A 26517-nucleotide genomic window follows, 5' to 3' on the forward strand; every position below is an offset into this window, starting at 1 on the left:
GCTTTCCTCGCCCTACTAATCCCAATCCCGCCAGCTGCCCGGCACCATCTTGGTGGACTGGAACATGGCCCCACTCTGAATGCTGCTCATCACCGTCTGATCATATATCAGGTCAAAGGTACCATTAAGGTTCTTGGGAGGGGTATTGAGGATCAGGGCACCATTGATGGTTGCATTACCCGTGGCCATGACATCGTAAGGGGAAGGCTTCGTGGATGAATAGACAAAGATAATACCGTTAAAATCCTTACCTCCGTTCAGAGTCAGATTCCCATCCTTCACTATCAGCACCACAGGAGAGTTCGCACTCCCCGTGACATCGGGCAAATCGCAGTTGCCCTCAACGATATAGATTCCCGCAGAAGTCGGTCCCAGGGAGCCACAGCTGGAGTCGGGAGGGGCCGCCACCGCCTTGTCATTCATATTGGCCCAGCCCTCAGCCGTATCCGGCTCCCCGAACAGGTACCAGAGAAGATCGGGGGGAAACGTAGAGTCATTTGCCTTGATATCGGGCCCGATATTATCGCTATCGCTGAGAGCAGTGCCACAACCACCGTTAAAGTCCCCAAGATGACAGGTCTTCCAAGCGCCATTGCCAGTCACAGGCTCTTTCGACCAGACCGACAGAGGGACCCCGGGTCCGCCGCCGTTCGGGTTGGCCACAACATTGAAGGCCCCACCAATTGCGATCCCGAGCCCCATCAGCGGCACGGCCTTGGAATCAGCCATCAAGCTGTAGCCTGCCACCAGCACCCGCACGGTGGCGGTTCCCAGATTGCTGGGCAAGGTGGCTGTGGATACCAACTCAACCGGTGTCACCTCCAGTGTATTGGGTGAAGTGCCTACTTCGACGAGTTCATCGGGTACGTCTTTCACCGACAGGAGATATGTGCCCTGCGCTGTACTGACCGAGATACCGGAACTGCTTCGCCAAGCAGGGTCAATGCTTACTCGCCCCATCCCGTCGGCGATGCCCAGTTCTGCCAGCGCCAGGGCCTGGCGATATTGCACCTCGTTGACGCTGATCTTGCGGTCGGCCACCATCAGTTTCCCCACCAAGAGGGAAATGCCAACCAAGATAAGGATCAGCAGCAGGGTGACCGTAAAGGTGGTGAAACCGGCGTGACGTTTCATGGCATCAAAATCCGTCGTTGCGCAGCTTGATATCCCGCTGCAGGGTGAGCCCCAGAGCCGGGGATTTAATGTCGTTGCCCGAAATTGTTAGCCTGATGGTTCTGGCTCCAGAAGAGACAGAGCTAGGCAGCAGGGTAAAGGTCAGGTCGGTGATTTTGATAGTATCATCCGTACTAATTCGCTCTCCCCCAGTGCCACAGGCAGCACTCAGTGTCGCCAAACTTGCTGAAGCGGATAGATCATCCAGCCATATGGAGCTATCTGTGCTCGTAGAACGATAACTGTATACAACAGCCTCCTTAACCCCTGGCAAGCCAGGGCTTGGAGCATTGGCATCACGCTCATCGTATTTCACGGCGATACAGCGAAATTTATCTGGCGAAGATGAATACTTATTTAGCAAATGCTGGGTCGAATCGAAATAGAAGAGCGATGGAGTACCAGAAACCCCAGAATCCAGGGTATGTTCTGCCGCACTGGCGTCGTAGCCTGCACGCTGGATATCACGGGCCATCATGTCCGTAATAGACTGAAGCTCCTGATTGAGGCGACTGACCTGCATGGCAGTCTTGTTGGCCTTGAGTATGCTAGCAAATAGCGCCGAAGCGGCGGCGACCAGTAGCAAACCCGCCACCATGGCCACCATCAGCTCTACCAGATTGAAGCCCCGATTGTATCTCAAGAGCATGAGGGAACGCCTCCCACTTTGCTGCCTGTAGGCGCACAGGTAGATACCCGCCCCACATTGTTGGAGACAACCCGCAGGTTATAGGTATCAGAGCTCAGCTCAATATTACCCGCAGCTAAAGTCCCCCTGCGTGGTGAAAAGGTGAGTTTGCCTCCGGTATAGCTGGCGGTCAGGGTGAGACCCGGATATTCACTGGCATCGCCACCTTTTCTCCCTTCCACGCTGGAGCAACTGTCGGCGCAGCTGTTACAGGTACCCGCCCCATCTACCGCCACCCGATAGCACCAGCCGCTCAGTCCGCTGTTGAAAATGATGAGGGTGAGATTGCTGTTACGTTTGACCGCCTCGGACTTGAGCAACATAACATCGGTGTAGATGGCCTGGGTGGCGGCCCTGACCATCTGTTCCTGGCGCAGCGAACGATAGCTGGGGAGCGCGACAGCGACCAGGATCGCCACCAATGTCAAGGCGAGTATCAGCTCTATCAAGGTAAAGCCGGACTCCGGCCTGATCCGCATTTCCATGTTTGCCTAGACTCCTGTCTATAGCCCGTTCTCGGGCTGGCGAGTACTATCCTATGATAGTCCCAACTCACTTATGGAACCATGCCGATGCCGCTACGCTTCGCAAGAGGAATAACGCTGATTGAATTGATGGTCGTGGTCGCCATCGTGGCCATCATTGCCGCCATTGCCTATCCCTCTTTCCAGAATGGATTGTTACACTCCCGACGCGCCGATGCATTCAAGACTCTGATAACCATGCAACTCAAACAGGAGGAGTATCGGATCACCAGCAGCGCTTACAGCACGAACCTGGCGGATCTTGGCAACCCAAGCAGCAACTATTACGGTTTTTCCGTGGTTGCGGCCTCGACCAGTGCCGCCACCTACAAGCTGCAAGCGCAGGCCAGCGGAGCTCAGAGCAATGATACCGGTTGTACCCTGCTCACCATCACCAAGGCCGATGTGAAGGAGCCTGCCGACTGCTGGAAGTGAGCCTTCATAACCATCAGTACACGGTTGAAGATACCTGAGAGGAATACCTCTCATGCATAGGTCATGGATAGGGAAAACACAGGAATAAGAAGAAAGTGAAGCCTGTACCAATCATGACCCTTTCCCCGGAAGCGCCTTTGGCCTCGATGCTGGAGTTGCTCGCTCTGCCTACAAAAATGCCGGCTCTTGGCCGGCATTTTCATCAGAGGATACGAAGTTCGGGGGGGACTTCGAATACCACGTTTTCCTCGCGGCCCGGATGCTCCGTCACTATCTTGCCCCCCAGCTCGCGCAGACGGGTGATGACGGACTGCACCAGCACCTCGGGGGCGGAGGCACCGGCGGTGACACCGATCGCCTTGACTCCCGCCAGCCAACCGGCCTCGATCATGGAGGCGTCGTCGATGAGGTAGGCCTTGGCGCCCACCTTCTCGGCCAGCTCCCGCAGGCGGTTGGAGTTGGAGGAGTTGCGCGACCCCACCACCAGCATGGCGTCCACCAGCCCGGCCATCTCCCGCACCGCATCCTGGCGGTTCTGGGTGGCGTAGCAGATGTCATCCTTGCGCGGCCCCTGGATCTTGGGGAAGTGAGCCCGCAATGCATCGATCACGTCCGAGGTCTCGTCCACGCTGAGGGTGGTCTGGGTCACGAAGCAGAGATCGTCCGGGTTCTTCACCTTGAGTTTGGCCACATCTGCCGGCGTCTCCACCAGATACATGCCGCCCTCGCGATTCTCGTACTGCCCCATGGTACCGATCACCTCAGGGTGGCCGGCGTGGCCGATGAGCACGGCCTCGGAGCCCTTGCGGCTGGCGCGATGGACCTCCATGTGCACCTTGCTCACCAGCGGACAGGTGGCATCGAACACCTTGAGCGCGCGGGACTTGGCCATCTCGCGCACGACCTTGGCGACACCGTGAGCGGAGAAGATGACGATGCTGTCGTCCGGCACCTCATCGAGCTCCTCGACGAAGACGGCGCCCGCCTCCTTGAGCTTGTTCACCACGTAGCGGTTGTGCACCACTTCATGGCGGACATAGATGGGGGCACCGAACTTCTCCAGCGCGCTCTCGACGATGCTGATGGCGCGGTCGACACCGGCACAGAAGCCGCGGGGATTTGCGAGCAGGATATCCATCAGTGCACCTTCTCCTCGTCATCAACCCCCAGGATCTCCACCTCGAAGGTGACCGTATGACCGGCCAGGGGGTGGTTGAAATCGACCGTGACCGACATCCCTTCCACCGCCCGGATGATGCCCGGCAGCTCGCTGCCGTTGGGCTGGTCGAACAGTATGATGGTACCGACCTTGGGCTCCACCTCGGCACCGAACTTGGCGCGGTCGAGATGGTAGATGTTATCGGGGTTGGAGAGGCCAAAGGCCTCTTCCGGCACCAGGGTGAAGCTCTTGCTCTCCCCTGCTCGCAACCCCAGCAGGCATTGCTCGAAGCTCGGCGTCAGACTGCCGTCTCCCATCCGCAGACGGGCCGGCTTGCCGTGCAGCGCCGTGCTGTCGGCCACCGAGCCGTCTTCCAGTTTGATAGAGAAGTGGAACAGCACGCTGCTGTCCGCAGCAATCGACTGGCTCATGAGGTCGCGTCCTGTTTTTTCTCGCCACGGAAGCCATCCAGCACGATCATGGCGGCACCGATGAAGATGAAGCTGTCCGCCAGGTTGAACGCCGGCCAGTGGGCACGCTGCCAGTAAAAGTCGAGGAAGTCGACCACATGGCCCAGCACCAGCCGGTCAAACACGTTGCCGAGCGCCCCGCCGATGATCAGGCTGTAGGCGATACCGCTCCAGCGCTGGGTCACCGACTGCTTGCGCAACCAATGGATCAGCAGACCGCAGATGGCAAACGCCAGCAGGGCGAAGAACCAGCGCTGCCAGCCCCCCTGATCGGCCAGGAAGCTGAAGGCCGCCCCCTTGTTGTAGACGTGGACCAGGTTGAAGAAGGGGGTGATCTCCACCCCCGGATAGCCAAACGGCAGCAGCTTGACCACGGCGAGCTTGCTCGCCTGGTCCAGTACGAAGGCCAGCACCGCCAGCCACAGCCAACGCAGGCCGGTTTTGTTGTTCATCTCGTTCTGAGTCATGTTCATCAGGCAAATTGACGCGTTTCGCCGTCACCCTCGACGTTGGTGACACAGCGGCCACAGATCTCTTCGTGACCCGCGATGGTGCCCACGTCTTCCACATGGTGCCAGCAGCGGTCGCACTTGGCGGCGGCAGACTGCGCCACGCAGAGCCACAGGTCGTCGCGCTCGGTCGCCACGGCCTCTGCCGGTGCGGCATCGACGCTGACCACCCTGGCCTTGGAGGTGAGCAGCACGAAGCGCAGCTCATCGGCCAGGGCGTTCAGGCGGGCAGCCAGTTCCGGCTTGGCGAACAGGGTCAGTTCGGCCTGCAGGGAGCCACCGATGCGCTTCTCCCCACGAGCCACTTCCAGCGCCTTGTTCACTTCACCGCGCACGGCGAGGATCTCGGCCCAGAACTCGTCGTTCAGCACTTCGCCCGCTTCCAGCCCGAACAGGCCGTCGTACCACTCCTCGGTGAAAACGAATTCGCCACGCTCACCTGGCAGCAGAGCCCAGATCTCGTCGGCGGTGAAGCTCATGATGGGCGCCATCCAGCGCACCATGGCCTCGGCGATATGATAGAGGGCAGTCTGGCAGGAGCGACGGGCCAGGCTGTCAGCCTTGGCGGTGTACTGACGGTCCTTGATGACGTCCAGATAGAAGGAACCCATCTCGATGGAGCAGAACTGCATCAGCTTCTGGGTCACGCCGTGGAAGTTGTACTCGTCGAACGCTGCCACAATCTCGGCCTGTACCGCCTTGGCACGGCCCACGGCCCAACGATCCACCACCACCATGTCGGCAGGTGCCACCATGTCGGTCGCTGGATTGAAGCCGTTGAGGTTGGCCAGCAGGAAGCGGGCGGTGTTGCGAATACGACGATAGGCGTCGGCCGAGCGCTTGAGGATCTCGTCGGAGACGGTCATCTCGCCGGTGTAGTCGGTGCTGGCGACCCACAGACGCAGGATGTCGGCCCCCAGCTTGTTCATCACGTCCTGCGGGCTGACCACGTTGCCGATGGACTTGGACATCTTGCGGCCCTGACCATCCACGGTGAAGCCGTGAGTCAGCACCTGGTTGTAGGGAGCCTTGTCTTTCATGGCGACGCCGATCATCAAGGAGGACATGAACCAGCCACGGTGCTGGTCAGAACCTTCCAGATACATGTCGGCCGGCTTGCCGTTGAACTCGGGACGGGCATCGACCACGGAGGCATGGGTAGAGCCGGAGTCGAACCAGACGTCCAGGGTGTCGGGCACCTTCTCGTAGTTGTCGGCGTCCGCGCCCAGCAGCTCGGCCTTGTCCAGATCCCACCAGGCCTGGATGCCGGACTGCTCGACCCGCTTGGCCACCTCTTCCATCAGGCGGACGGAATCCGGGTGCAGCTCCTGGGTATCCTTGTGAACGAACAGGGAGATGGGCACGCCCCAGGTACGCTGACGGGAGATGCACCAGTCGGGACGATTCTCGACCATGGCCTGAATGCGGTTCTTGCCCCAGGCCGGCACCCAGCCGCTCTGGCCGTGCTGGGCAATGCCCTCTTTCTCGATACGCTCGATCTCTTCGAGGGCACGCTTGCGCAGACCCTTCTGCTCCATGCTGATGAACCACTGGGGGGTGGCACGGAAGATGATCGGGGTCTTGTGACGCCAGCAATGCGGGTAGGAGTGGTTGAACACCTTGTGATGCAGCAGGGCGCCGCGCTCGGTCAGCACCTCGACCACGGCCGCATTGGCCTTGAACACGTGCTGGCCGGCAAACAGTTCGGTATCCGGCAGATAGACGCCGTTGCTGCCAACCGGGTTGGCGACTTCCAGACCGTACTTCTGACCGACCACGAAGTCTTCCTGACCGTGGCCAGGGGCGGTGTGCACCGCGCCGGTACCGGCGTCCAGAGTGACGTGGTCACCCAGCACCACAGGCACGTCGAAGCTGTAGAAGGGGTGGTTGAAGCGCAGCAGCTCGAGTGCGGCACCCTTGGCGTAGCCCAGGTTGTGGAAGTGCTCGATGCCGGCGCGATCCATCACATCCTTCACCAGCTCGGCGGCCAGGATCAGACGCTCGGGATTGTCGCCCTCAACCTGCACCAGTGCGTAGTCGAGATCGGCATGCATGGCGATGGCGCGGTTGGCCGGCAAGGTCCACGGGGTGGTCGTCCAGATCACGGCAGAGAGCGCGCCCTTGCCGGTGTGGCCTTCGGCGCAATCAAACTTGGCGGCAACAGCAGCCTCGTCGACGGCCTTGAAGCGCACGTCGATGGAGGGGGAGTTCTTGTCGTAGTACTCCACTTCCGCTTCAGCCAGCGCGGAGCCGCAATCGGTACACCAGTGCACCGGCTTGGAGCCTTTGTGCAGGTGGCCGTTTTCAACGATCTTGGCCATGGAGCGGATGATGTTGGCTTCGGTCCCAAAATCCATGGTCAGGTAGGGGTGTTCCCAGTCACCCAGCACGCCCAGACGGATGAAGTCGGTCTTCTGCGCTTCGATCTGGGTTTTGGCGTATTTGCGGCACTCGGCGCGGAACTCGGCGGCGGAAACCTTCTCGCCCGGCTTGCCGACCATGCCTTCCACTTTCAGCTCGATGGGCAGACCGTGGCAATCCCAGCCCGGTACATAGGGGGAATCGAAGCCAGAAAGGCCTTTGGACTTGATGATGATGTCTTTGAGGATCTTGTTGACCGAGTGACCGATGTGAATGCTGCCGTTCGCATAGGGGGGGCCATCGTGCAGAATGAAAGAAGGCTTGCCCGCTTTGGCGCGGCGAATGGCGCCGTAAAGATCCTGATCGTACCAACGTTTCAACATGTTGGGTTCGCGTTTGGCCAGATCGCCACGCATCGGAAACTCGGTTTCCGGTAGATTCAGGGTGTGTTTATAGTCGCTCATCAGTCCTGGGTTCCCTTCTTTTCTAAAAGAGTGCTGGGTAAATGAAATTGTGGCAGCCCGAACCAGGCTCGGGCCGTCAGGGCATCTCGTTCGATCTGCTCTTTCAAGGCGGTGAAAGAGTCAAATTTCTGCTCTTCGCGCAGCTTGTGGCGAAGCAGCACCTTGACCTGCTGACCATATAGATCACCAGAAAAATCAAATAGATGTACTTCCAATCTGGCTTGTGTACCGCTCAAAGTCGGACGTACACCCACATTGGCGACGCCGGGGAAAGTCTTGCCGGAACATATCACTTCCACCGCAAACACGCCACCGACCGGGACAACCTGGCGTTTGAGGGCCAGATTCGCGGTGGGAAAACCTATGGTGCGCCCCAGCTTATCGCCGTGGGCCACCCGGCCGCTGATGGCATAGGGGCGACCGAGCATCAGCTCCACCTCCGCCATGCGGCCCGCTTTGAGGGCCTCACGCACCAGGGTGCTGCTGACCCGCTGGCGGGAAAGCTGGAAACTCTGGGTGCTGATCACCTCGAACCCGAAGCGCCGACCGGCCTCCTCCAGCAGGTGGAAGTCCCCTTCCCGCCCCTTGCCGAAGCGAAAATCGTCGCCGACCACCAGATAGTGCACGCCGAGTTTCTCCACCAGCAGTTGCTCGATGAAGGTGCTGGCCGCCTGCTCGGCAAAACGATGGGTGAAACGCACGCAGAGCATGCGATCGATCTGCATTCCCTTGAGGGCTTCGTACTTCTCCCGCCAACGGCTGAGACGGGCGGGCGCGGCACTGCCCGCAAACAGCTCCAGCGGCTGGGGTTCGAACAACATGACACAGGCCGGCAGGCCAAGTTGGGCGGCCTTCTCCTGCAAACGGGCCAACACTGCGTGGTGCCCCTGATGAACCCCATCGAAGTTGCCTATGGTCAATACACAGCCCCGGTGACGGGGCTTGATATTGTGAATGCCGCGAATAAGCTCCATCAGTGCCTTGTGCGTTGCTGCCATGGAAATCGGCGGATTATATATCAGGCAGCAGGCAGGGTCAGCCCTGCCGTTGACCCGATTTAGCCATCCCGCTCGCTTCTCGGACTTGGCCAGGAGCATCGCACCTCGTTGGCGGGCCAACCCGACAGCCCCTGAGACCGCCCCCATCGACCCTGTACTGTCCCCTCCCTTGCAGCTGGCTCCTTATTGCTGACCGGCTCTCAGGTGCCGTGGCCGGATCCCCAATGCCAAAAGGACAATGCCATACAGCGCTCCGCCCAGGCAGAGCAGCAGGGTCAACTCCAGGCTGGCCTTGCCCATGCTCCAGGCCCCCCATTGGGCGAGATCCGGTGACAGATAGGCCAGAAGCCCCCCCATCAAGACCGTTGCCGCCAAGAGCTTGAGGCAGAACAGCCCGGTGTTGCGGGAAGGGCGATAAACATCCTGCTGATAGAGCCCCTTGAACAGCAGTACGGCGTTAAGGGTGCCGGAGCAGGCAGTGGCGAGAGCCAGCCCCACGTAGCCGAGCGGATAGATGAAGATGAGGTTGCACACCATGTTGGCAACCATGGCCATGATGCCGATACGCACCGGCGTCCTGGTGTCCTGGCGGGCGTAATAACCGGGGGCCAGCACCTTGATGAGCATCAAGGAGAGCAGCCCCGTGGTGGAGGCCAGCAGGCTCGCACTGGACATGCTCACCTCGTGCAGACCGAACTCACCGCGCATGAAAAGTACCCGCAGTATGGGCTCGCGCAGTACGGCGATGCCGACCATGGCTGGCAAGCCGAGCAGCATCACCATGCGCACCCCCCAATCCATGGTGCGAGAGAAATCAGCCGGATCCGCATCCACGTGTTTTCTGGCCAGGGCAGGCAGGATCACCGTGCTGATGGCCACCGCAAAGAGGCCGAGGGGAAACTCCAGCAACCTGTCCGAGTAATAGAGATAGCTGATGGCACCGGTAGCCAGAAACGAGGCCAGCATGGTGTTGATCAGCAGGTTGATCTGGCTGACCGACACGCCGAACAGGGCCGGGATCATCAGGGTACGGATCTTCACCACCCCGGGATGGTGCCAACCCCACTTGGGCCAGACCAGCATGTTGAGCTGGCGCAGAAAAGGATACTGGAACAAAAACTGGACCAGACCGCCGAGGAAGACACCGATCGCCAGGGAGATCTCGGGGCGCTCCATCAAGGGCGCGATCCACCAGGCCGCTGCAATCATGGTGATGTTGAGGAACACCGGCGTGAAGGAGGACACGGCAAAACGGCCAAAGGTATTGAGAATGGCCCCCGCCATGGCGGTGAAGGTGATGAACCAGAGATAGGGGAAGGTGATCTTGAGCATCAGACTGGCCAACTCGAACTTCTCCGCCGCCGGTCCGCCGTGCAGCCAGTCCCAGAACCAGCCCCAGCCAAAGAGGGCCGTCAGGACACCGGAACCCAGCACCCCGAGCAAGGTGACCACGGTGACGATACCACCCAGGGTGCCCGCCACCGCCGCCAGCAACTCGCGAACCGCCTGCTCGTCACCGTTTTTCTTGTACTCCGTCATCACGGGCACGAAGGCCTGGTTGAATGCCCCTTCGGCAAAGAGACGGCGCAAGAAGTTGGGAATGCGATTGGCGAAGAAGAAGACGTCTGCGGCCACCCCGGCACCGAGCAAATTGGCGATGACCACATCGCGCACCAAGCCCATCACACGGGATGCCAGCGTCATTCCGGACACAATCATGCCGGATTTGATCAATTTCTTACTCAAGACGAGGCCTCTGGAACTGTCGGAAAGAAAAGAATGCTGTTAGAATCGGCCGACAGTTTAACCGTCTCCCATCTGACACACCACCGGGGGGCGGTGTTTATTTGCACAAATCATTTGACAATATGTGGTTGGGAAGGCATATTTCCGGGCCTTTTCAATACACTCGCTAAGACAGTTTTAGGAGTTTTACCTTGGCTAACATCAAATCTGCTAAGAAGCGTGCTCTTCAGTCAGAGAAACGTCGTCAGCACAACGCCAGCCGTCGTTCCATGACCCGTACCTACCTGAAGAAAGTGATCGCTGCCATCGCCTCTGGTGACAAGGCTGCTGCCACTGCCGCTTTCGCTGTTGCTCAGCCGATCATGGATCGTATGGCGACCAAAGGCCTGATCCACAAGAACAAAGCTGCTCGTCACAAGAGCCGCCTGTCTGCCCAGATCAAAGCCATGGCTTAATCAGCATCCGCTGATGAAAGCTGAAAAAACCGGCCTAGTGCCGGTTTTTTATTTGGGGTCGCTACAGTACAGTCTGTGCAACAATCCGATCATCTCGCGCACCTCATGGCTGCGCAGGGAGTAATAGACCGTCTGGGCTTCCTTCCTCGTCGCCACCAGCTCATCCCGGCGCAACACCGCCAGATGCTGCGACATGGCTGACTGGCTCAATCCCAAGACCTCGTTCAGCTCGCCGACCGACAGCTCCCTATCCAGTAACTGGCACAAGATAAACAGCCGTCGCTCATTGGCCAATGCCTTGAGCAGGGTGACGGCACGCCCGGCATTCGCTTCCATCTCTTCCAATTGCATCTCACCCTCCTCTTCCAAGACTGGCATCATAGCGCCGTCACCGTCGATTTAAAACGAGAGGCTTGCCGGCTGAATGGCCGTGAAATCCTCCTGCCCCGCAAAGAGGAAGGAGAAATCACTCTCGCATACCCGCTTGACCGCAGGATGCTGGATCATCCGCTCGGCAAAGATGACGTAATACTCCTCCATCAGATCCTGGGTTTCACCCAGCAGCATCACCTCCTCCCCCTCCAGGATCTCCTCCCGATAAATGGTCGGTGCCATGAAGATGCCCTGGTTGAAGAAGCCGAACGCCTTCATCAGCGCCGCATCGTCGAATTCTCCCAGAATGCTGGGGGAAATTCCCTGCTGCTCGAACCACTGGGTCAGTTGACGACCCATGGCGGTACGGCGGCCCGGGATGAGCAGCTTGCGCTCTTCCAGGCAGGCAGGGAAAGGCTGGGAGGGCAGAGGCGCCTTGCAGAAGAAACTGACGCCACATCCCCCCAGACGCTTGGACAGCAACCCGGCATGCTGGCTGGAGTCCACCGGGCAATCAGAGAGGATCATGTCGAGCTTGTGCTCGCTCAACTGCTCCAGGAGCAGTTCATGGGTCGACTCGAAGCAGCGCAGGTGAATGGAACCGTCATTGGGGATCACGGAGAGCAGTACCCGGCTGGCGAGACGCTTGGAGAGAGCATCGGCGATGCCCACATCGAACAGGATCTGGCTCTCCTTGCGGTAGTTGGCGATATCCAGCATCTCGTAGGAGAGGCTGAACATCTTGTCCGCATAGCGAAATACCAGTTGGCCAAGCTCGGTGGCCTCAAGGGAGCGCCCCTTTCTGATCAGCAACTTGCCGCCAAGACGCTGCTCAAGCAGTTTGATCTGACCGGTCACGGTCTGTGGGGTCAAAAAGAGGGCTTCCGCCGCCTGCGTGACGGAGCCCTTCTTCTGAGTCATCCAAAAATAGTAGAGATGGTTGTAGTTAAGGTGTGACATCCGATGGGGTTCCCGCGCCAGGCGGGCTCCGGTAGCAGCTGAGTTCAACCGCCAGAATGTCATACATGTCGCTGATCGAGTCAACCTTGTTCGCGTCGAACTGTGCCTGCAGATGGGCCTTGAGACGACCGGCATCCGGCATTCGCTCGGTACAATAGCGCTTGTTGGACAGCTTGACTCGCTCGCCGGCACGACTGCTCAGTGCCCGTTCGGCGAAGGTCTCTCCGAACCGAGCTTTTACCTGTGAGTCCCCCAGCATGAGTGCGCTGTCGACCACCCCGTTGAGATAGGCAGAACAACTTGCCGAGGTGGCATCCCGCTGACAATCGACCAGGCCATTTGCCCAGATTGCAGGACTCGCCAGCATGACTAACCATCCTAGTTTTCTCATAACCCCTCCGTACTTTGATTCGCCTCCCGATTGGGCAGCGATATCCGCAGTGCGATGTAACCGATCACGGCCGCGAGTGTGGAACCTGCCAGGATCCCGAGGCGCGAGTAGCTGCCGTAGTCCAGTCCGCCATGCTCGAATGCCAGCGATGCGATAAACATCGACATGGTGAAGCCGATGCCACACAGGATGCTGACGGCAAAGATCTGTCTGAAGTTCACTCCTTGCGGCAATTGGGCAATGCCTGATTTCACAGCCAGCCAGCTGATGGTGAAAATCCCGAGCGGCTTGCCGACGAAGAGCCCCAGGATGATCCCCATGGGGAGCGGATTGAGCAGAGCCGAGAAGTAGACCCCCTCCAGCGATACCCCGGCGTTGGCGAAAGCGAACAGTGGCAGGATCAGGAAGGCGCTCCAGGGGTGCAGCCCATGCTCCAGATGCTTGAGTGGCGATGCGTAACGCTTGCCGTTGAGGGGGATCATGAAGCCCACGATGACCCCTGCCAGGGTCGCATGGACACCGGACTTGAGCACGGCAACCCAGAGCACCAGGCCGACCAGCATATAGAGTCCAATCCTGTCCTCACCACGGCGATTCATCCAGAGCAAGGTCAGGGTAGCCACCACACCTATCGCCAGCGCAGTCAGCGACAGTTGCTGGGTGTAGAAGAGGGCAATGATGATGATGACCCCCAGATCGTCCATGATAGCCAGCGCCAGCAAGAAGACCTTGAGGCTGGTCGGTACCCGCTTGCCCAGCAGCGCCATGACCCCGAGAGCGAAGGCGATGTCGGTTGCGGCCGGAATCGCCCAGCCAGCACGGGTAGCCTCGTCCCCGTAGTTGAAGAAGCTATAGATGAGTGCCGGTGCCAACATCCCCCCCACGGCAGCAATGGCCGGGAAGGTTGCCTGCACCCGGGAGGAAAGCGCCCCCTCCAGCATCTCTCGCTTCACCTCGAGACCCACCAGCAGGAAGAAGATCGCCATGAAGCCATCGTTGATCCAGAGCAGCAGCGGCTTGTTGATGTCGAGCGCCGCGATGCGAACCTGTACCTCGGTATTGAGGAAGCCCTGATAGTGTTGCGCCAGCGCCGAATTGGCCAGGCCGATGGCAAGCAGGGCGGCCAGGATCAGAATGATCCCGGAAGCGGACTCCAGTTTGAGAAAACGCTTGAATACATCGCTCATATCTAACTACCCATAAAATTGCATCTTTTCAGTCTAGGGCTCGAGTAGCTCAATGAAAAATCGTTTCTTACGGCTGATAACAACGAAAAAACCGAAAGCAAAACGAATAATGCCTGCTATAAGCAGGTTATTTCCCCTTTTCAGGAGCCATCTCTCCACCCGGAATGTTGCATATTAATTCACAGAAAATGCAAAAAGGCACCCGAAGGTGCCTCTAACAGCTGAGTGTCGATTCATCGTCACCTGGGAGACGATACTCGCCCCAGGCTCATTACCTACTCAAATAGCGACAGGCGCCTTGATCCCAGGATGGGGATCATAGCCCTGGATCTCGAAATCCTCGAATCTGTAATCGAAGATGGAGTCAGGTTTGCGCTTGATCACCAGTTGCGGCAGGGGGCGCGGCTCGCGGGTGAGTTGCAGTGCCGTCTGCTCCATGTGGTTGGAATAGAGGTGCACATCGCCACCGGTCCAGACAAAGTCACCCACTTCCAGATCGCACTGCTGCGCCATCATGTGGGTCAGCAGCGCATAGCTGGCAATGTTGAACGGCAGGCCAAGGAAAACATCACAACTACGCTGGTAGAGCTGGCAGGAGAGCTTGCCATCCGCCACATAGAACTGGAAGAAGGCGTGGCAGGGTGCCAACGCCATTTTGTCCAGCTCGCCCACGTTCCAGGCGGAGACGATGATGCGGCGGGAATCCGGGTTGTGCTTGATATCGTCCACCGCCTTCTGGATCTGGTCGATGACAGACCCATCGGCCGCCGGCCAGGAGCGCCACTGGGCACCATAGACAGGCCCCAGATCACCGTGCTCGTCGGCCCACTCGTCCCAGATGCTGACACCGTGCTCTTTCAGATAGGCGGTGTTGGTATCGCCGTTGAGGAACCAGAGCAGCTCGTGAATGATGGAGCGCAGGTGGCACTTCTTGGTGGTCACCAGCGGGAATCCCTCGGCCAGGTTGAAGCGCATCTGATGACCGAACAGGGAGACGGTCCCGGTCCCGGTGCGATCGGATTTGACGGTCCCTTCATCCAGAATTTTCTGCATCAGGTCGAGATAGGCACGCATTACTTCGCCTCCTTGGGTGCATTGCCGAACAGACGGGGCTGCTTGTAGGCGGCCCAGACCATGAGCGCACCCGCCACTATCATCGGGGTAGAGAGGATCTGGCCCATGCTGATCTCATTGAAGTAGAGACCCAGCTGGCTGTCTGGTTGACGAACAAACTCCACCAGGAAGCGGAACAGGCCATAGAAGAGCAGGAACATCCCGGAAATGGCGCCACGGGGTGGGTGCTTGCGCCAGAACAGGTTCAGGATGATGAAGAGCACCACCCCTTCCAGCGCGAACTGGTAAAGCTGGGACGGGTGACGCGGTTCGGGCCCAGCCTCGGGGAAGATGATGGCCCAGGGGACATCGGTGACCCGACCCCACAACTCGCCGTTCATGAAGTTGCCGATGCGGCCAACACCGAGGCCGAACGGAATGAGCGGCGCTACGAAATCCGCCACGGTGAAGAAGTGGCGCTGGGTTTTGTGGGCAAACCAGATCATGGCGGTGATCACCCCGATGAGGCCGCCGTGGAACGACATGCCACCGGTCCATATCTTGAACAGATAGGTCGGGTCGGCGAGGAAGAGATCGAAGTTGTAGAACAGCACATAGCCGATACGGCCACCCAGGATCACCCCAAGGAAGCCATAAAACAGCAGGTCGGATACCTCGTTGCGGGTCCAGCCGCTGTTGGGTGCATCGGCACGGCGACCAGCCAGCCACATGGCGAAGGCAAAACCGAACAGGTACATGAGACCATACCAGCGTACCGATAATGGTCCCAAACTGAATGCTACGGGATCAATCTGTGAGAAAACCCAATATCCGTCGTGCTGCATAGGCGGCCCCAATCATAAGAAAAGCCGCATTCTCCGATCATTCTTACGCAGTAACAAGACGGAATATCAATCGGACAGCCTGACCTTGTGCCCAGCCCGCAGCAAGCCTCCCAGACCGTGCTCTTCCAGATAGCGGGCAAACAGGCCGCGCAGCACGTGAGGATTGTCATGCTTGAGACCATCCGCCATCAGCGCCTTCAACTCGCCAAGGTCGGATTGCCGCAGCACGTATTTGATACGGGAGATGTTGTGGGTATTCATGCTGAAACGACGATAGCCCATGGCCAGCAGCAGCAGCACCCCGACCGGATCGCCAGCCAGCTCGCCACAAACAGAGACCGGCTTGTGATAGCGCTGAGAGGCATCGACCAGCAGTTGCAAAGCGCGGATCACCGCGGGATGGAAGGCATCGTAGATGCTGGCGACACGGGCATTGTTGCGATCCACCGCCAGCAGGTACTGGGTCAGGTCGTTGCTGCCCACCGACCAGAAGTCGATGAGCGGCGCCATCTCCGGCAGGATGTACAGCGCGGAGGGGACTTCTATCATCACCCCGAGACTGGGGTAGCGGATCACCGCATCGCGGCTGGCCGCTTCTTCCGACACCTCGCGCCACGCCTGATCCAGCAGACGACGGGAGGCCTTGATTTCACTGACGCTGCTGATCATCGGCAGCATGATGGCCAGATTGTCCAGCCCTTCGCTGGCCCGCAACATGGCCTTGAGCTGCACCAGGAAGAGTTCGGGGTGATCCAGGGTGAGCCGGATCCCCCGCCAACCAAGGAAGGGATTTTCCTCCACGATGGGGAAATAGGGCAGTTGCTTGTCCCCCCCCACGTCCAGAGTCCGCATGCAAACCGGGCGATCCCGATAGGTTTCCAGGATCCCGCGATAGCGGGCAGTCTGCTCCCACTCCGAAGGGAAGCTGTCCTGCAGCATGAAGGGGATCTCGGTGCGATAGAGCCCGACCCCGTCCGCCAGATGATTGAGGGAGATCTCGGTATCCGCACTCAGCCCTGCGTTGAGCAGCAGAGAGACCTTGGTGCCGTCGGCAGTCTCGGAGGGCTGGTTGTCGACGCTACGCACCAGGGTGTCGAGTGCCCGCTCCTCACTCAGCAGTTGCCGGTACTCAGTCAGGATCACCTGGTTGGGTTCGATGAAGAGATCGCCGCTGTAGCCATCGATGACCAGGGTGCGCCCGCCTATGTCACCGAGGGGCAGATCCACCCCCATGATGGCCGCCACCCCCATGGCACGGGCCAGGATGGCGGCATGGGAGTTGGTCCCGCCCTTGAGCGACACCACACCGCTCAGAAATTCCCTCGGGATCTCCGCAAGGATGGTGGCCGTCACTTCATCGGCGACCAGCACCACGGGTTCGCCGATGGTGAGCTGCTCGGGTTCGTCCTGCACCAGCCGGCTGATGAGCCGCTGGGCGATGTCTTTCACATCGGTGGAGCGCTCCCGCAGATAGGGATCCTTCATCCCCTTGAACTGCTCTATCAGCCGATCGCTGATGAGTTTGACCGCCGAGATCGCCGTCCAGTGTTCCTTGCTGACCTTGTTGCGGATGGGCTTGATGTAGCCGGGATCGTTCAACAGGTGCAGATAGATGTCGAAGATGGCGACCGAGTCCTGGCTGTAGCTCTCGCGAAAGCGCAGTGCCAGGCTCTCCAGATCATGGCGCACTTCCTCCACCGCCAGCTCGAGACGGGCAAGCTGCTTGGCATGATCCTCGTCCTTGCGCGGCGTGATGGTATTTAGCGCCTTGCGCGGACGCCACACCCAGGCCTTGGCGATGGCGATGCCACTCGCCCCGGCAATACCGCGCAGCGGCTTGCTCCAGTCGGTCTTCTGCAGCCACCCCTTGGCCTGGGCCTGGGCGATGCGGGCAGCCAGCTGAGCCGCCAGGGTGACCATGAAGGACTCCTCCCCCTCATCGAAGAGGCGGCTCTCCTTCTGCTGCACGACCAGAATCCCCACCACCTGACGCTGATGCATGATGGGAGCGCCGAGGAAGGAGCGAAACGCCTCTTCCGCCACATCGGGCAGAAACTTGAAACTGGGGTGAGAGGGGGCATCGGCCAGGTTGATCAGCTCTTCACGCTGACCCACCAGGCCGACAATACCCTGCTCGAACGGCAGGGTGGCCTTGCCCACGGCCGATTCGGCCAGACCATCGGTCGCAGCCAGTCGATAGCGGCGCATGTCGGGCTCGGCCACATAGACGGAGCAGCAGTCCACCGTCATGGCGAGCCGGGTCTGGCTCACCAATGCTTGCAAGGCCTGTTCGAGGGTGTTGGCCTCGGCCATGCTTTCCACGATGCGTCTGAGTTCCGTCAGCAACTAGTTGTGCTCCTTAACGCGAGCGGTTGCGCCGCCCATCTTTTCGGTTAGCCTGCACCACGGGGACTGGCATGGCCAGCGGGGCAAACTCTTTCATCACCCGGCGGTAAACCTCCCGCTTGAAGGAGACGACCTGACGAACCGGGTACCAGAAGCTGACCCAACGCCAATCATCAAATTCCGGGTGACCATGACAGCCAAACTGGATCCTGGACTCTTTGCCAGGATCGAGCTGCAACAAAAACCATTTCTGCTTCTGGCCAATACAGACCGGTGAACTGTCCCAGCGGACGAGTCGTTTGGGTAAGCGATACTTCAGCCAGTTGCGACTGGTCGCCAGTATGGTCACATCGTCCTGCTTGAGGCCTATCTCCTCATACAGCTCACGATACATGGCCTGTTCCGGCGATTCACCATCATCAACCCCCCCCTGCGGAAACTGCCAGGAGTGCTGCCCATAGCGCTTAGCCCACAATACTTGTCCGTCACGGTTACAGATCACGATGCCGACATTGGGACGAAATCCGTCACCATCTATCACGTGATCACCTTATAAAGGCTGAATCTATAACGAGATTGTTCCACATTCACCCCGTGGCGGCAAACAGGGACTGTCATCTTCCATTCATGAATAACTTGGCATTTCAAGCAAAGTTATAAACAAATTGAAGGTTCATGCTAGGCAAGTTGCCCACCCAGACTGTGCATAAACCTGTGATCAAGCAGGTATATACAGTAGTTTTATACTGTGGCATTGCACGGAAGCATATCATACCCGATTCACTTAAAAACAAAATATACATTTAAATACATAAGGTTATAGTTTAATTGCTGGATCAAGATCCATGTCTTTTGCCTAAGAGGATCCAGCCTGTCAATTGTGAACAAGTTCGACTGCTCAAAGATCCACCAAGACGGATTTATCCACAGTTATGGCGCATTATCTGCACCGAAATGGCGCTGAAAATCGGCGTACTCTCACATTTATTTCTGGTGCCACGCTTCCTTTCACCACTTTACGCCAGTTATCCAAGATTTCTGTGGATAACTGTGTGCAACAGCTCGCACAAACCCTTGGACAACTCGTTTATGCGGGGATCCGGCGTGCCGATATACTGGATAAAGAAAGTAAATCCCTTTAAAATCATTTGGATATGTTGAATTTTGCCATCCATGTCTCCCTGTGTATAGTCGGGCGAGGATCGGTTATAAAATCAGCGATACCATGCAAGGATCCGTATTGCGATGTCTATTATCTCCAGAGGAGCCCTCATGCCCGCCAATCCCCAGTCAGAACAAGAGCTGCTCAGTCGAGCCTACGCCATGGCTGGCTTCACTCTGGCCCAGCTTGCCGCAACGGCGGGCATCCCCGTACCGCGGGATCTCAGGCGTGACAAGGGCTGGACAGGGCAGTTGATCGAGTGGCAGCTGGGGGCCAGTGCAGGTAGCCGTCCCGAGCAGGATTTTCCGGATCTCGGTATCGAGCTCAAGACGATCCCCATCGATCCTCAAGGGCGCCCGCTGGAAACCACCTTTGTCTGCGTGGCCCCCCTCATCGGGGTCAGCGGCCAGCGCTGGGAGGAGTCGAACGTGCGCAACAAGCTGTCGCGGGTGCTCTGGATCCCAGTGGAAGGCAGCCGCGACATCCCTGTCGGCGACCGTCGCGTCGGCATGCCGCTGCTGTGGAGCCCGAATGAAGAGGAAGAAAGACTGCTGCGCCAGGACTGGGAAGAGCTGATGGACATGATAGTGCTGGGGGAAGTGGAGCAGATCAGCGCCCGCCACGGCCAGGTATTGCAGCTGCGCCCCAAGGCGGCCAACAGCAAGGCGCTGACCCGCGCCATCGGCCGCAATGGCCAACCCATCATGACGCTACCACGGGGCTTCTACCTCAAGATCGAGTTCACCCATCAACTCCTGCAGCGCCATTTTGCCCTCCCCCTTTGATCCTGTTTATCAACATCCTTGTCATAAAGTGATATAAAAATAACCAGCGCTACTTTCTTCGCAGCCAGTGACAAGGAGTCCATATGCCGATCAACAAGCAATTCCTCAAATCGCGTCCCGAGGTCAAGGTGACCTTTGCCGTCGAAAAGGAGGCCGCCGGTGATGCCGAGCAGGTCTTGCTGCTGGGTGAATTCAGCCAGTGGCAGCCCATTGAACTGAAGAGGATGAAAAACGGGGAGTTCAAGGCGACACTCAACCTGCCGACCGATGGCCCCAGCCATTTCGAGTATTGCTATCAGCTAGTGCAACCCGATGGTGAAACCCTTTATGACAACGACTGGGAGGCGGACGACTATGTGCCTGGCCCCTTCGGGCGTGACAACTCGGTGGTGCGGGTCAGCCAGCCAGGTTGAGCTGGAACACCCGAAAGCGGATACAAAAAAGGCTCGCCATTGGCGAGCCTTTTCACTACCTGTCGAGCTTTTCGCCGACATACCGACACCAATTCGAATCGAATTAGTTGAGCTTCTCTTTGATACGAGCAGCTTTGCCGGACAGGTTGCGCAGGTAGTACAGTTTGGCGCGGCGAACATCACCACGACGCTTCAGTTCTACACTGTGGATCAGCGGAGAGTGAGTCTGGAATACACGCTCAACACCTTCGCCGTTGGAGATCTTGCGAACGGTGAAAGCAGAGTGCAGACCGCGGTTACGCTTGGCAATCACGATGCCTTCGAAAGCCTGCAGACGCTCTTTACCACCTTCTTTAACACGAACTTGAACACGTACGGTGTCGCCCTGGGCAAAAGCCGGGATGTCGGTACGCAGTTGCTCTTGTTCAAGCTGCTGAATAATCTTGCTCATTGTCTTTCCTTACCTAGGATAAACTGAAAACTCTACTTAACGCTGTCACGCACTTCGCGGACATACTCGGCAAGAAGTGATTCTTGCTCGTCAGTCAGAGCTAGGTTGTTAATAAGTTCCGGCCTTCTCTGCCAGGTTCGTCCGAGCGATTGCTTGAGTCGCCAGCGCCGAATCACTTCGTGATTGCCGCTTGTCAGCGCCTCGGGCACCGTCAGCCCATCCAACACCTCCGGCCGAGTATAGTGGGGATGATCCAGCAGCCCATCCGTGAAGGAGTCCTGCTCGGCACTGGCCTGATCGCCCAAGACCCCCGGGACCAGACGCGAAACCGCATCGATCAGGGTCATGGCAGGCAACTCGCCACCACTTAACACGTAATCTCCGATAGACCACTCTTCGTCGACTTCGGTTTGTATCACGCGCTCATCGATACCTTCGTATCGACCGGCGACCAGAATCAGTTTCTGATTCGTCGCCAACTCGGTCACGCCCGCTTGAGTCAGCTTGCGTCCCTGAGGAGAGAGATAGATGACTTTCGCCCCGTCTCCCGCCGCTTGCTTGGCTGCATGAATGGCATCACGCAGCGGCTGAACCATCATCAACATGCCGGGCCCACCACCATAAGGACGATCATCGACCGTACGGTGTTTGTCGTGGGTGAAGTCCCGAGGGTTCCAGCACTCAATCTGCAGCAGGCCACTCTTGACGGCCCGACCCGTTACCCCGTGCTCGGTAATGGCTCGGAACATTTCCGGGAAGAGGCTAATGACCCCAATCCACATAAGAAACCTCCGGCACCCGTGTTAGCGCGGGAAACTAGAAACCAGGATCCCAATCAACTTCGATTGTTCGAGCAGTCAGATCAATATTCTTGATCACCTGCTCTTCCAGGAACGGTATCAACCGCTCCTTTGCACCAAAGGCATCTTTTACATTGGCCTCAACCACCAACACATCGTTGGAGCCGGTTTCCATCAATTCGGTCACCTTGCCCAGGTCGTATCCCTTGGTGGTTACCACGGTGCAACCAATGAGGTCACGCCAGTAGAACTCCCCTTCGGGCAACGCAGGCAACAGATCGGCGGGGACGCCAATCTCGACGTTGGTCAATGCCAGGGCATCCTCACGCACATCGATACCATCGAGTTTGCAGATCAGACCCTTGTTGTGACGCTTCCAGGATGACACCCGGATTTCACGCCACGCCCCGTTCTGATTGATCAGCCAGGGGTTGTAATCGAAAATCGCTTCGGCAACATCGGTGAAGGAGTTCACTTTAAGCCAGCCCTTGATCCCGTAAACGGTTCCCAGGGTGCCCAGAACTACAGGTTTTTCCACCTTAACTCCCTACCGTTTGGCTGATTAAGCAGCTTTGGCAGCGTCTTTGATCAGCTTGGCAACGCGGTCAGAAACAGCGGCACCAGTAGCAACCCAATGCTCGATACGAGCCAGGTCCAGGTTCAGCTTTTCAGCGTTACCAGCAGCAACCGGGTTGAAGAAACCGACGCGCTCGATGAAACGACCGTCACGGGCGTTACGGCTGTCAGCAACTACTACCTGGTAGAACGGACGCTTTTTCGCGCCACCACGTTGTAAACGAATGGTTACCATATCGTCCTCATAAACATCTAATGAACAAGGCCTGCAAATACGCAGACCCTAGCTTAAAATAAGCCGCATAATTCTACTTGGATTCGTAATAATTGCAACCAAGCCAGCTATTTTTTGCGCAGGGATTGGCATGAAAAAGGCTCACCAGGGTGAGCCTTTCTGCCTGACCAGCAGGAAAATCAGAACGGACCGCGACCGCCACCACCGAATCCGGGGGGCAGCATGTTCTTCATCTGGCCCATCATCTTGCGCATGCCGCCCTTGCCGGACATCTTCTTCATCATGCGCTGCATCTCGGTGAACTGCTTGAGCAGCTTGTTCACATCCTGGACCTGCATGCCGGAGCCCGCAGCGATGCGACGCTTGCGGGAGCCCTTGATGAGATCGGGATGGGCACGCTCTTTCGGCGTCATGGAGCTGATGATGGCCTCCATCCGCACGGTGAGCTTGTCATCCATCTGATCCTTGATGTTGTCCGGCAGGCCAGACATGCCAGGCAGCTTGTCGAGCATCCCCATCATGCCACCCATGTTGCGCATCTGGGCCAGCTGCTCACGGAAGTCTTCCAGATCGAAGCCCTTGCCGCTCTTGACCTTGCTGGCCAGCTTGGCCGCCTTCTCTTTATCGACGTTGCGCTCCACCTCTTCGATGAGAGAGAGCACATCCCCCATGCCGAGGATGCGGGAGGCGAGACGATCCGGGTGGAACGGCTCCAGCGCGTCGGTCTTCTCGCCCATACCGATGAACTTGACCGGTTTGCCGGTGATGTGACGCACCGACAGTGCGGCACCACCGCGGGCATCACCGTCTGCCTTGGTAAGGATCACACCGGTGAGCGGCAGCGCCTCGTTGAAGGCCTTGGCGGTATTGGCGGCATCCTGGCCTGTCATGGCATCCACCACGAACAGGGTTTCGACCGGCTTGATGGTGGCGTGCAGATCCTGGATCTCCGCCATCATTTCGCCATCGACGTGCAGACGACCGGCAGTATCGACGATCACCACGTCATAGAACTTCTTGCGCGCCTGATCGATGGCGGCAGTGGCAATGGCGATCGGTTTCTGGCTGGCATCACTCGGGAAGAAGTCGACACCGATGTCGCCCGCAAGGGTCTCAAGCTGCTTGATCGCCGCCGGACGGTAGACGTCCGCACTGACCACCAGCACCTTCTTCTTGCTGCGCTCCTTGAGCAGTTTGGCCAGTTTGCCGACCGTAGTGGTCTTACCGGCCCCCTGAAGACCTGCCATCAGGATGATGGCCGGCGGCTGGGCAGCCAGGTTGAGCTGTTCGTTGGCCTCCCCCATCACGGTGACCAGTTCGCCATGGACGATCTTGATGAAGGCCTGGCCCGGGCTCAGGGATTTGGCCACTTCCTGGCCCACGGCTCGTTCCTTGACGCGCGCCACAAAATCGCGCACCACCGGCAGGGCGACGTCCGCCTCGAGCAACGCCATGCGGACTTCGCGCAGGGTATCCTTGATATTCTCTTCGGTCAGACGGCCGCGGCCGCTGACGTTGCGCAGGGTGCGCGAGAGTCGTTCAGTCAAATTCTCAAACATGACGCTTTCCGGTTCTTGGCGTGACAATGGGGGCATTATACCCCGGTCAGCACTCTAGGGACGATTACGCGCCGCTTGCCGCGGCGGCCTGCCATCGAACGGGCAGGTCAACAAATGGAGGGCAGTATACCCCAGTCAACGCCGGAGGACGATTATTCGCCGCACGGTGACCATCAACGCCTACTTATATGTGGGCAGTTAGCCTCTGGCACAACTGGCGAGCATATCTTGTGCAAGGTATACTGCCCCTCTTATCCATAAAGCTTGTTTGACAACGACCTGGTTATGATCGTGATCTCTGTTCTGGCCCTGGCGTTTTACCTGCTGGCCATCATCGCCTCACTGCACCTGCTGCTCAGCGCCAAGCCCGTCGGGCAAGTATCGCTGTTCGCCTGTGTCGGCCTGGCCCTGACCGCCCATGGCATGGCGGTGGGCAGCGAAGTGCTGGCCACCCATTCCGGCCAGAATCTCAGCATGTTGAACGTGGCGTCCCTGGTCAGCCTTATCATCAGTTGCTTCATGACCTGCGTCACCCGACGCTTCAACGGCTGGATCCTGCTCCCCGTCGTCTACAGTTTTTCAGCCCTGCTGCTGGCAGCCAGCGCGCTCATTCCCGGGCGCTACATCACCCATCTGGAAGCACACCCCCAGTTACTGCTGCACATAGGCCTCGCGCTGATGGCCTATTCGGTACTGATGATCGCCTGCTTGTTTGCCCTCCAGCTTGCCTGCCTGGACAGGCAACTGAAATCAAGAAAGATCAGCCACCTGCCAGCCATGCCACCCCTGATGACGGTGGAGAAGCGTCTGTTTCAGCTCATTTCCGCAGGTCTGCTGCTGCTGACCCTCTCCATCGCATCCGGCCTGTTCTTCCTGGAAGACATGTTTGCCCAGGGCAAGTCCCACAAGGCCATCCTCTCTATCCTGGCCTGGTGCGTCTACGCTCTGCTGCTCTGGGGTCACCATACCCGTGGCTGGCGCGGCCGCAAGGTCATCATGCTGAGCCTCATCGGCAGCTTCATCCTGACACTGGCCTATTTTGGCAGCCGTTTCGTCAAGGAAGTGCTGCTTAGCTGACACACGAACATTCCCCAACCATCCTTACAGGAGCCCTTCTTGGACAGTATCTCAACGAGTACATTGCTGATTGTTCTCGTTATCTTGATCCTTTTGTCAGCCTTCTTCTCCAGTTCCGAAACAGGTCTGATGTCGCTCAACCGCTACAAGCTGCGGCATCTGGCCCAGACCAAGCACAAGGCTGCCCGCCGGGTCGAGAAGCTGCTGGCCAGGCCGGACCGCCTGCTTGGCCTCATTCTCATCGGCAACAATCTGGTCAACATCCTGGCCTCCGCCATCGCGACCATCGTCTGCATCCGGCTGTTCGGGGATCTCGGCGTCGCCATTGCCACCTTCGGGCTGACCCTGGTGGTACTGGTATTCGGGGAAGTCACCCCCAAGACACTGGCGGCCATGTTCCCCGAGCGGATAGCCTACCCTGCCTCCTGGATCCTCAAGGGGCTGATGGTGCCGTTCGCTCCCCTTGTCTGGCTCATCAACAGCATCACGAACCTGCTGCTGAAACTCTTGCGTCTAGAGCACAACAAGGATGACTCCCTCAATTCCGAAGAGCTGCGCACCATCGTCAACGAGGCGGGCAATCTCATTCCCAAGCACCACCAGGAGATGCTGATAAGCATCCTGGATCTCGACAAGATGACGGTGGAGAACATCATGGTCCCGCGCAGCGAGATCTCCGCCATCGACATCAATGACGACTGGAAGATCATACTGCGCCAGCTGGCCCACTGCGCCCATACCAAGATCCTGCTCTATCGCGACAACATCGATGACGTCGTCGGCTTCCTGCACTCACGGGACGCCCTGAGACTGGTCGCCCGGGATCAGTTCAGCAAGTCCAGCCTGCTGCGGGAAGTCGACCCCATCTATTTCATCCCCCAGGGGACCCCCCTCAACGTGCAGTTGGCCAAGTTCCAGCGCAACAAGGAGCGAATTGGCCTTATCGTCGACGAATATGGCGATATTCAGGGGCTGATCACCCTGGACGACATCCTGGAAGAGATTGTCGGTGACTTCACCACCTCCATGACACCGACCCCGAGTGACGAGATCCATCCCCAGCCGGACGGCTCCTTCCTGGTCGAAGGCTCCGCCAGCATCCGCGAGCTGAACAAGGAGATGGACTGGCACCTGCCCATGGACGGCCCACGGACCCTCAATGGCGCCATCCTGGAGTACCTTGAGGAGATCCCCCAACCCAACATCAGTGTCAGGCTGGCGGGCTACCCTATCGAGATTCTCGAAGTGGAGAACAACATGGTGAAGATGGCGAGGATCATGCCGCACCTGTACCGGGACGATTCAGGGTACGAGGATTGAAAA

Annotated in this window: 28 protein-coding genes; 6 read left to right on the plus strand and 22 right to left on the minus strand. The window is 58.4% G+C overall.

What is annotated here, in order from left to right; all coding sequences use genetic code 11:
* Nucleotides 1-15: 15 nt before the first annotated feature.
* Genes AB5Y64_RS06445 through AB5Y64_RS06455 form a run of 3 tightly spaced genes read right to left on the minus strand, consistent with a single transcriptional unit; the run spans nt 16 to nt 2346 of the window.
* A complete protein-coding gene (locus tag AB5Y64_RS06445) occupies nt 16-1134 on the minus strand; it encodes a PilX N-terminal domain-containing pilus assembly protein (RefSeq protein ID WP_247631554.1) in 1119 nt (372 codons plus the stop codon).
* Nucleotides 1135-1138: 4 nt separating this feature from the next.
* A complete protein-coding gene (locus AB5Y64_RS06450) occupies nt 1139-1822 on the minus strand; it encodes a prepilin-type N-terminal cleavage/methylation domain-containing protein (protein ID WP_368203515.1) in 684 nt (227 codons plus the stop codon).
* Nucleotides 1813-2346 carry a GspH/FimT family pseudopilin gene (locus AB5Y64_RS06455; protein ID WP_216983454.1) on the minus strand — a complete coding sequence of 178 codons (534 nt, stop codon included), beginning with the start codon at nt 2344-2346 and terminating at the stop codon, nt 1813-1815. The genes AB5Y64_RS06450 and AB5Y64_RS06455 overlap by 10 nt, the downstream gene beginning before the upstream one ends.
* 87 nt (nt 2347-2433) lie before the next feature.
* Here AB5Y64_RS06455 and AB5Y64_RS06460 point away from each other — a divergent pair, with 87 nt between their 5' ends.
* The gene (locus tag AB5Y64_RS06460; protein WP_247631552.1) at nt 2434-2820 is read left to right on the plus strand and encodes a type IV pilin protein; all 387 of its coding nucleotides are present in this window, start codon (nt 2434-2436) and stop codon (nt 2818-2820) included.
* A 202-nt stretch (nt 2821-3022) separates the two neighbouring features.
* Here AB5Y64_RS06460 and ispH read toward each other — a convergent pair whose 3' ends face one another.
* The 6 genes from ispH to murJ all read right to left on the minus strand — a co-directional run bounded on the left by ispH (nt 3023) and on the right by murJ (nt 10527).
* Nucleotides 3023-3958 (minus strand): 4-hydroxy-3-methylbut-2-enyl diphosphate reductase, encoded by a 936-nt coding sequence (gene ispH, locus AB5Y64_RS06465; RefSeq protein ID WP_368203519.1) that lies wholly within the window; start codon nt 3956-3958, stop codon nt 3023-3025.
* Entirely contained in the window at nt 3958-4410 is a 453-nt protein-coding gene (gene fkpB, locus AB5Y64_RS06470; protein WP_368203520.1) for an FKBP-type peptidyl-prolyl cis-trans isomerase, read from the minus strand. Before fkpB ends, ispH begins: the two co-directional genes overlap by 1 nt.
* A complete protein-coding gene (gene lspA / locus AB5Y64_RS06475) occupies nt 4407-4922 on the minus strand; it encodes a signal peptidase II (protein WP_042079282.1) in 516 nt (171 codons plus the stop codon). Before lspA ends, fkpB begins: the two co-directional genes overlap by 4 nt.
* Complete coding sequence (ileS, locus tag AB5Y64_RS06480; RefSeq protein WP_368203522.1) at nt 4922-7783, minus strand: isoleucine--tRNA ligase; 2862 nt, start codon at nt 7781-7783, stop codon at nt 4922-4924. Before ileS ends, lspA begins: the two co-directional genes overlap by 1 nt.
* The gene (ribF, locus tag AB5Y64_RS06485; RefSeq protein ID WP_368203541.1) at nt 7783-8757 is read right to left on the minus strand and encodes a bifunctional riboflavin kinase/FAD synthetase; all 975 of its coding nucleotides are present in this window, start codon (nt 8755-8757) and stop codon (nt 7783-7785) included. The genes ileS and ribF overlap by 1 nt, the downstream gene beginning before the upstream one ends.
* Nucleotides 8758-8964: 207 nt before the next feature.
* Nucleotides 8965-10527 carry a murein biosynthesis integral membrane protein MurJ gene (gene murJ / locus AB5Y64_RS06490; protein WP_029313784.1) on the minus strand — a complete coding sequence of 521 codons (1563 nt, stop codon included), beginning with the start codon at nt 10525-10527 and terminating at the stop codon, nt 8965-8967.
* Between the two features lie 191 nt (nt 10528-10718).
* On the opposite strand from murJ, the gene rpsT reads away from it, so the two are divergent.
* A complete protein-coding gene (gene rpsT, locus AB5Y64_RS06495) occupies nt 10719-10982 on the plus strand; it encodes a 30S ribosomal protein S20 (RefSeq protein ID WP_005308808.1) in 264 nt (87 codons plus the stop codon).
* A gap of 48 nt (nt 10983-11030) precedes the next feature.
* On the opposite strand, the gene AB5Y64_RS06500 is transcribed toward rpsT, so the two are convergent.
* The 8 genes from AB5Y64_RS06500 to rppH all read right to left on the minus strand — a co-directional run bounded on the left by AB5Y64_RS06500 (nt 11031) and on the right by rppH (nt 18677).
* Entirely contained in the window at nt 11031-11333 is a 303-nt protein-coding gene (locus AB5Y64_RS06500) for a metalloregulator ArsR/SmtB family transcription factor (protein ID WP_029313781.1), read from the minus strand.
* A gap of 48 nt (nt 11334-11381) precedes the next feature.
* A complete protein-coding gene (gene nhaR, locus AB5Y64_RS06505; RefSeq protein WP_368203523.1) occupies nt 11382-12314 on the minus strand; it encodes a transcriptional activator NhaR in 933 nt (310 codons plus the stop codon).
* Nucleotides 12301-12705 carry a hypothetical protein gene (locus AB5Y64_RS06510; RefSeq protein ID WP_041201435.1) on the minus strand — a complete coding sequence of 135 codons (405 nt, stop codon included), beginning with the start codon at nt 12703-12705 and terminating at the stop codon, nt 12301-12303. Before AB5Y64_RS06510 ends, nhaR begins: the two co-directional genes overlap by 14 nt.
* Nucleotides 12702-13892, minus strand: coding sequence for a Na+/H+ antiporter NhaA (nhaA, locus tag AB5Y64_RS06515; protein ID WP_368203524.1), 1191 nt, complete (start codon nt 13890-13892; stop codon nt 12702-12704). The genes AB5Y64_RS06510 and nhaA overlap by 4 nt, the downstream gene beginning before the upstream one ends.
* A 279-nt stretch (nt 13893-14171) precedes the next feature.
* Nucleotides 14172-14966 (minus strand): thymidylate synthase, encoded by a 795-nt coding sequence (gene thyA, locus AB5Y64_RS06520; RefSeq protein WP_039039983.1) that lies wholly within the window; start codon nt 14964-14966, stop codon nt 14172-14174.
* Nucleotides 14966-15790 (minus strand): prolipoprotein diacylglyceryl transferase, encoded by an 825-nt coding sequence (lgt, locus tag AB5Y64_RS06525; RefSeq protein WP_039039982.1) that lies wholly within the window; start codon nt 15788-15790, stop codon nt 14966-14968. The genes thyA and lgt overlap by 1 nt, the downstream gene beginning before the upstream one ends.
* A 66-nt stretch (nt 15791-15856) precedes the next feature.
* Nucleotides 15857-18136, minus strand: a complete 2280-nt coding sequence (gene ptsP, locus AB5Y64_RS06530) for a phosphoenolpyruvate--protein phosphotransferase (RefSeq protein ID WP_213319913.1) — start codon at nt 18134-18136, stop codon at nt 15857-15859.
* Between the two features lie 13 nt (nt 18137-18149).
* Nucleotides 18150-18677, minus strand: a complete 528-nt coding sequence (gene rppH / locus AB5Y64_RS06535) for an RNA pyrophosphohydrolase (RefSeq protein ID WP_010673089.1) — start codon at nt 18675-18677, stop codon at nt 18150-18152.
* A gap of 731 nt (nt 18678-19408) precedes the next feature.
* Between rppH and mutH the strand changes: the two genes are divergently transcribed.
* Together mutH and AB5Y64_RS06545 are read left to right on the plus strand one after the other, a co-directional pair.
* Entirely contained in the window at nt 19409-20083 is a 675-nt protein-coding gene (gene mutH / locus AB5Y64_RS06540) for a DNA mismatch repair endonuclease MutH (protein ID WP_201955415.1), read from the plus strand.
* Between the two features lie 83 nt (nt 20084-20166).
* Nucleotides 20167-20496 (plus strand): isoamylase early set domain-containing protein, encoded by a 330-nt coding sequence (locus AB5Y64_RS06545; protein ID WP_010673087.1) that lies wholly within the window; start codon nt 20167-20169, stop codon nt 20494-20496.
* Between the two features lie 103 nt (nt 20497-20599).
* Here the strand turns inward: AB5Y64_RS06545 and rplS are convergent, their stop codons facing one another.
* From rplS to ffh, 5 genes are all read right to left on the minus strand, one after another.
* Nucleotides 20600-20947 carry a 50S ribosomal protein L19 gene (rplS, locus tag AB5Y64_RS06550; protein WP_005313505.1) on the minus strand — a complete coding sequence of 116 codons (348 nt, stop codon included), beginning with the start codon at nt 20945-20947 and terminating at the stop codon, nt 20600-20602.
* A 32-nt stretch (nt 20948-20979) separates the two neighbouring features.
* A complete protein-coding gene (gene trmD, locus AB5Y64_RS06555; protein ID WP_010673086.1) occupies nt 20980-21729 on the minus strand; it encodes a tRNA (guanosine(37)-N1)-methyltransferase TrmD in 750 nt (249 codons plus the stop codon).
* Between the two features lie 34 nt (nt 21730-21763).
* A complete protein-coding gene (rimM, locus tag AB5Y64_RS06560; protein WP_039039979.1) occupies nt 21764-22285 on the minus strand; it encodes a ribosome maturation factor RimM in 522 nt (173 codons plus the stop codon).
* Between the two features lie 24 nt (nt 22286-22309).
* Nucleotides 22310-22558, minus strand: coding sequence for a 30S ribosomal protein S16 (gene rpsP / locus AB5Y64_RS06565; RefSeq protein WP_010673084.1), 249 nt, complete (start codon nt 22556-22558; stop codon nt 22310-22312).
* Between the two features lie 179 nt (nt 22559-22737).
* Entirely contained in the window at nt 22738-24117 is a 1380-nt protein-coding gene (ffh, locus tag AB5Y64_RS06570) for a signal recognition particle protein (RefSeq protein ID WP_010673083.1), read from the minus strand.
* A 285-nt stretch (nt 24118-24402) separates the two neighbouring features.
* Here ffh and ccsA point away from each other — a divergent pair, with 285 nt between their 5' ends.
* Complete coding sequence (gene ccsA, locus AB5Y64_RS06575) at nt 24403-25194, plus strand: inner membrane protein YpjD (protein ID WP_039040017.1); 792 nt, start codon at nt 24403-24405, stop codon at nt 25192-25194.
* A gap of 39 nt (nt 25195-25233) precedes the next feature.
* Entirely contained in the window at nt 25234-26514 is a 1281-nt protein-coding gene (locus AB5Y64_RS06580; RefSeq protein WP_010673081.1) for an HlyC/CorC family transporter, read from the plus strand.
* Nucleotides 26515-26517: the final 3 nt, after the last annotated feature.

Source organism: Aeromonas sp. R5-1 (assembly GCF_040908265.1).
GTDB classification, from domain to species: Bacteria; Pseudomonadota; Gammaproteobacteria; order Enterobacterales; family Aeromonadaceae; genus Aeromonas; species Aeromonas caviae.

Bases quoted from the DNA above. Each gene is read 5' to 3' on its own strand.
- rplS (WP_005313505.1), bottom strand. From the start codon at position 20,947: ATGAGCAAGATTATTCAGCAGCTTGAACAAGAGCAACTGCGTACCGAC.
- ileS (WP_368203522.1), bottom strand. From the start codon at position 7,783: ATGAGCGACTATAAACACACCCTGAATCTACCGGAAACCGAGTTTCCG.
- AB5Y64_RS06450 (WP_368203515.1), bottom strand. From the start codon at position 1,822: ATGCTCTTGAGATACAATCGGGGCTTCAATCTGGTAGAGCTGATGGTG.
- AB5Y64_RS06460 (WP_247631552.1), top strand. From the start codon at position 2,434: ATGCCGCTACGCTTCGCAAGAGGAATAACGCTGATTGAATTGATGGTC.
- AB5Y64_RS06500 (WP_029313781.1), bottom strand. From the start codon at position 11,333: ATGCAATTGGAAGAGATGGAAGCGAATGCCGGGCGTGCCGTCACCCTG.
- ccsA (WP_039040017.1), top strand. From the start codon at position 24,403: ATGATCGTGATCTCTGTTCTGGCCCTGGCGTTTTACCTGCTGGCCATC.
- nhaA (WP_368203524.1), bottom strand. From the start codon at position 13,892: ATGAGCGATGTATTCAAGCGTTTTCTCAAACTGGAGTCCGCTTCCGGG.
- mutH (WP_201955415.1), top strand. From the start codon at position 19,409: ATGCCCGCCAATCCCCAGTCAGAACAAGAGCTGCTCAGTCGAGCCTAC.
- rpsP (WP_010673084.1), bottom strand. From the start codon at position 22,558: ATGGTAACCATTCGTTTACAACGTGGTGGCGCGAAAAAGCGTCCGTTC.
- fkpB (WP_368203520.1), bottom strand. From the start codon at position 4,410: ATGAGCCAGTCGATTGCTGCGGACAGCAGCGTGCTGTTCCACTTCTCT.
- AB5Y64_RS06445 (WP_247631554.1), bottom strand. From the start codon at position 1,134: ATGAAACGTCACGCCGGTTTCACCACCTTTACGGTCACCCTGCTGCTG.
- AB5Y64_RS06510 (WP_041201435.1), bottom strand. From the start codon at position 12,705: ATGAGAAAACTAGGATGGTTAGTCATGCTGGCGAGTCCTGCAATCTGG.
- nhaR (WP_368203523.1), bottom strand. From the start codon at position 12,314: ATGTCACACCTTAACTACAACCATCTCTACTATTTTTGGATGACTCAG.
- ribF (WP_368203541.1), bottom strand. From the start codon at position 8,757: ATGGAGCTTATTCGCGGCATTCACAATATCAAGCCCCGTCACCGGGGC.
- AB5Y64_RS06455 (WP_216983454.1), bottom strand. From the start codon at position 2,346: ATGGAAATGCGGATCAGGCCGGAGTCCGGCTTTACCTTGATAGAGCTG.
- lgt (WP_039039982.1), bottom strand. From the start codon at position 15,790: ATGCAGCACGACGGATATTGGGTTTTCTCACAGATTGATCCCGTAGCA.
- lspA (WP_042079282.1), bottom strand. From the start codon at position 4,922: ATGAACATGACTCAGAACGAGATGAACAACAAAACCGGCCTGCGTTGG.
- ffh (WP_010673083.1), bottom strand. From the start codon at position 24,117: ATGTTTGAGAATTTGACTGAACGACTCTCGCGCACCCTGCGCAACGTC.
- thyA (WP_039039983.1), bottom strand. From the start codon at position 14,966: ATGCGTGCCTATCTCGACCTGATGCAGAAAATTCTGGATGAAGGGACC.
- trmD (WP_010673086.1), bottom strand. From the start codon at position 21,729: ATGTGGATTGGGGTCATTAGCCTCTTCCCGGAAATGTTCCGAGCCATT.
- ispH (WP_368203519.1), bottom strand. From the start codon at position 3,958: ATGGATATCCTGCTCGCAAATCCCCGCGGCTTCTGTGCCGGTGTCGAC.
- AB5Y64_RS06545 (WP_010673087.1), top strand. From the start codon at position 20,167: ATGCCGATCAACAAGCAATTCCTCAAATCGCGTCCCGAGGTCAAGGTG.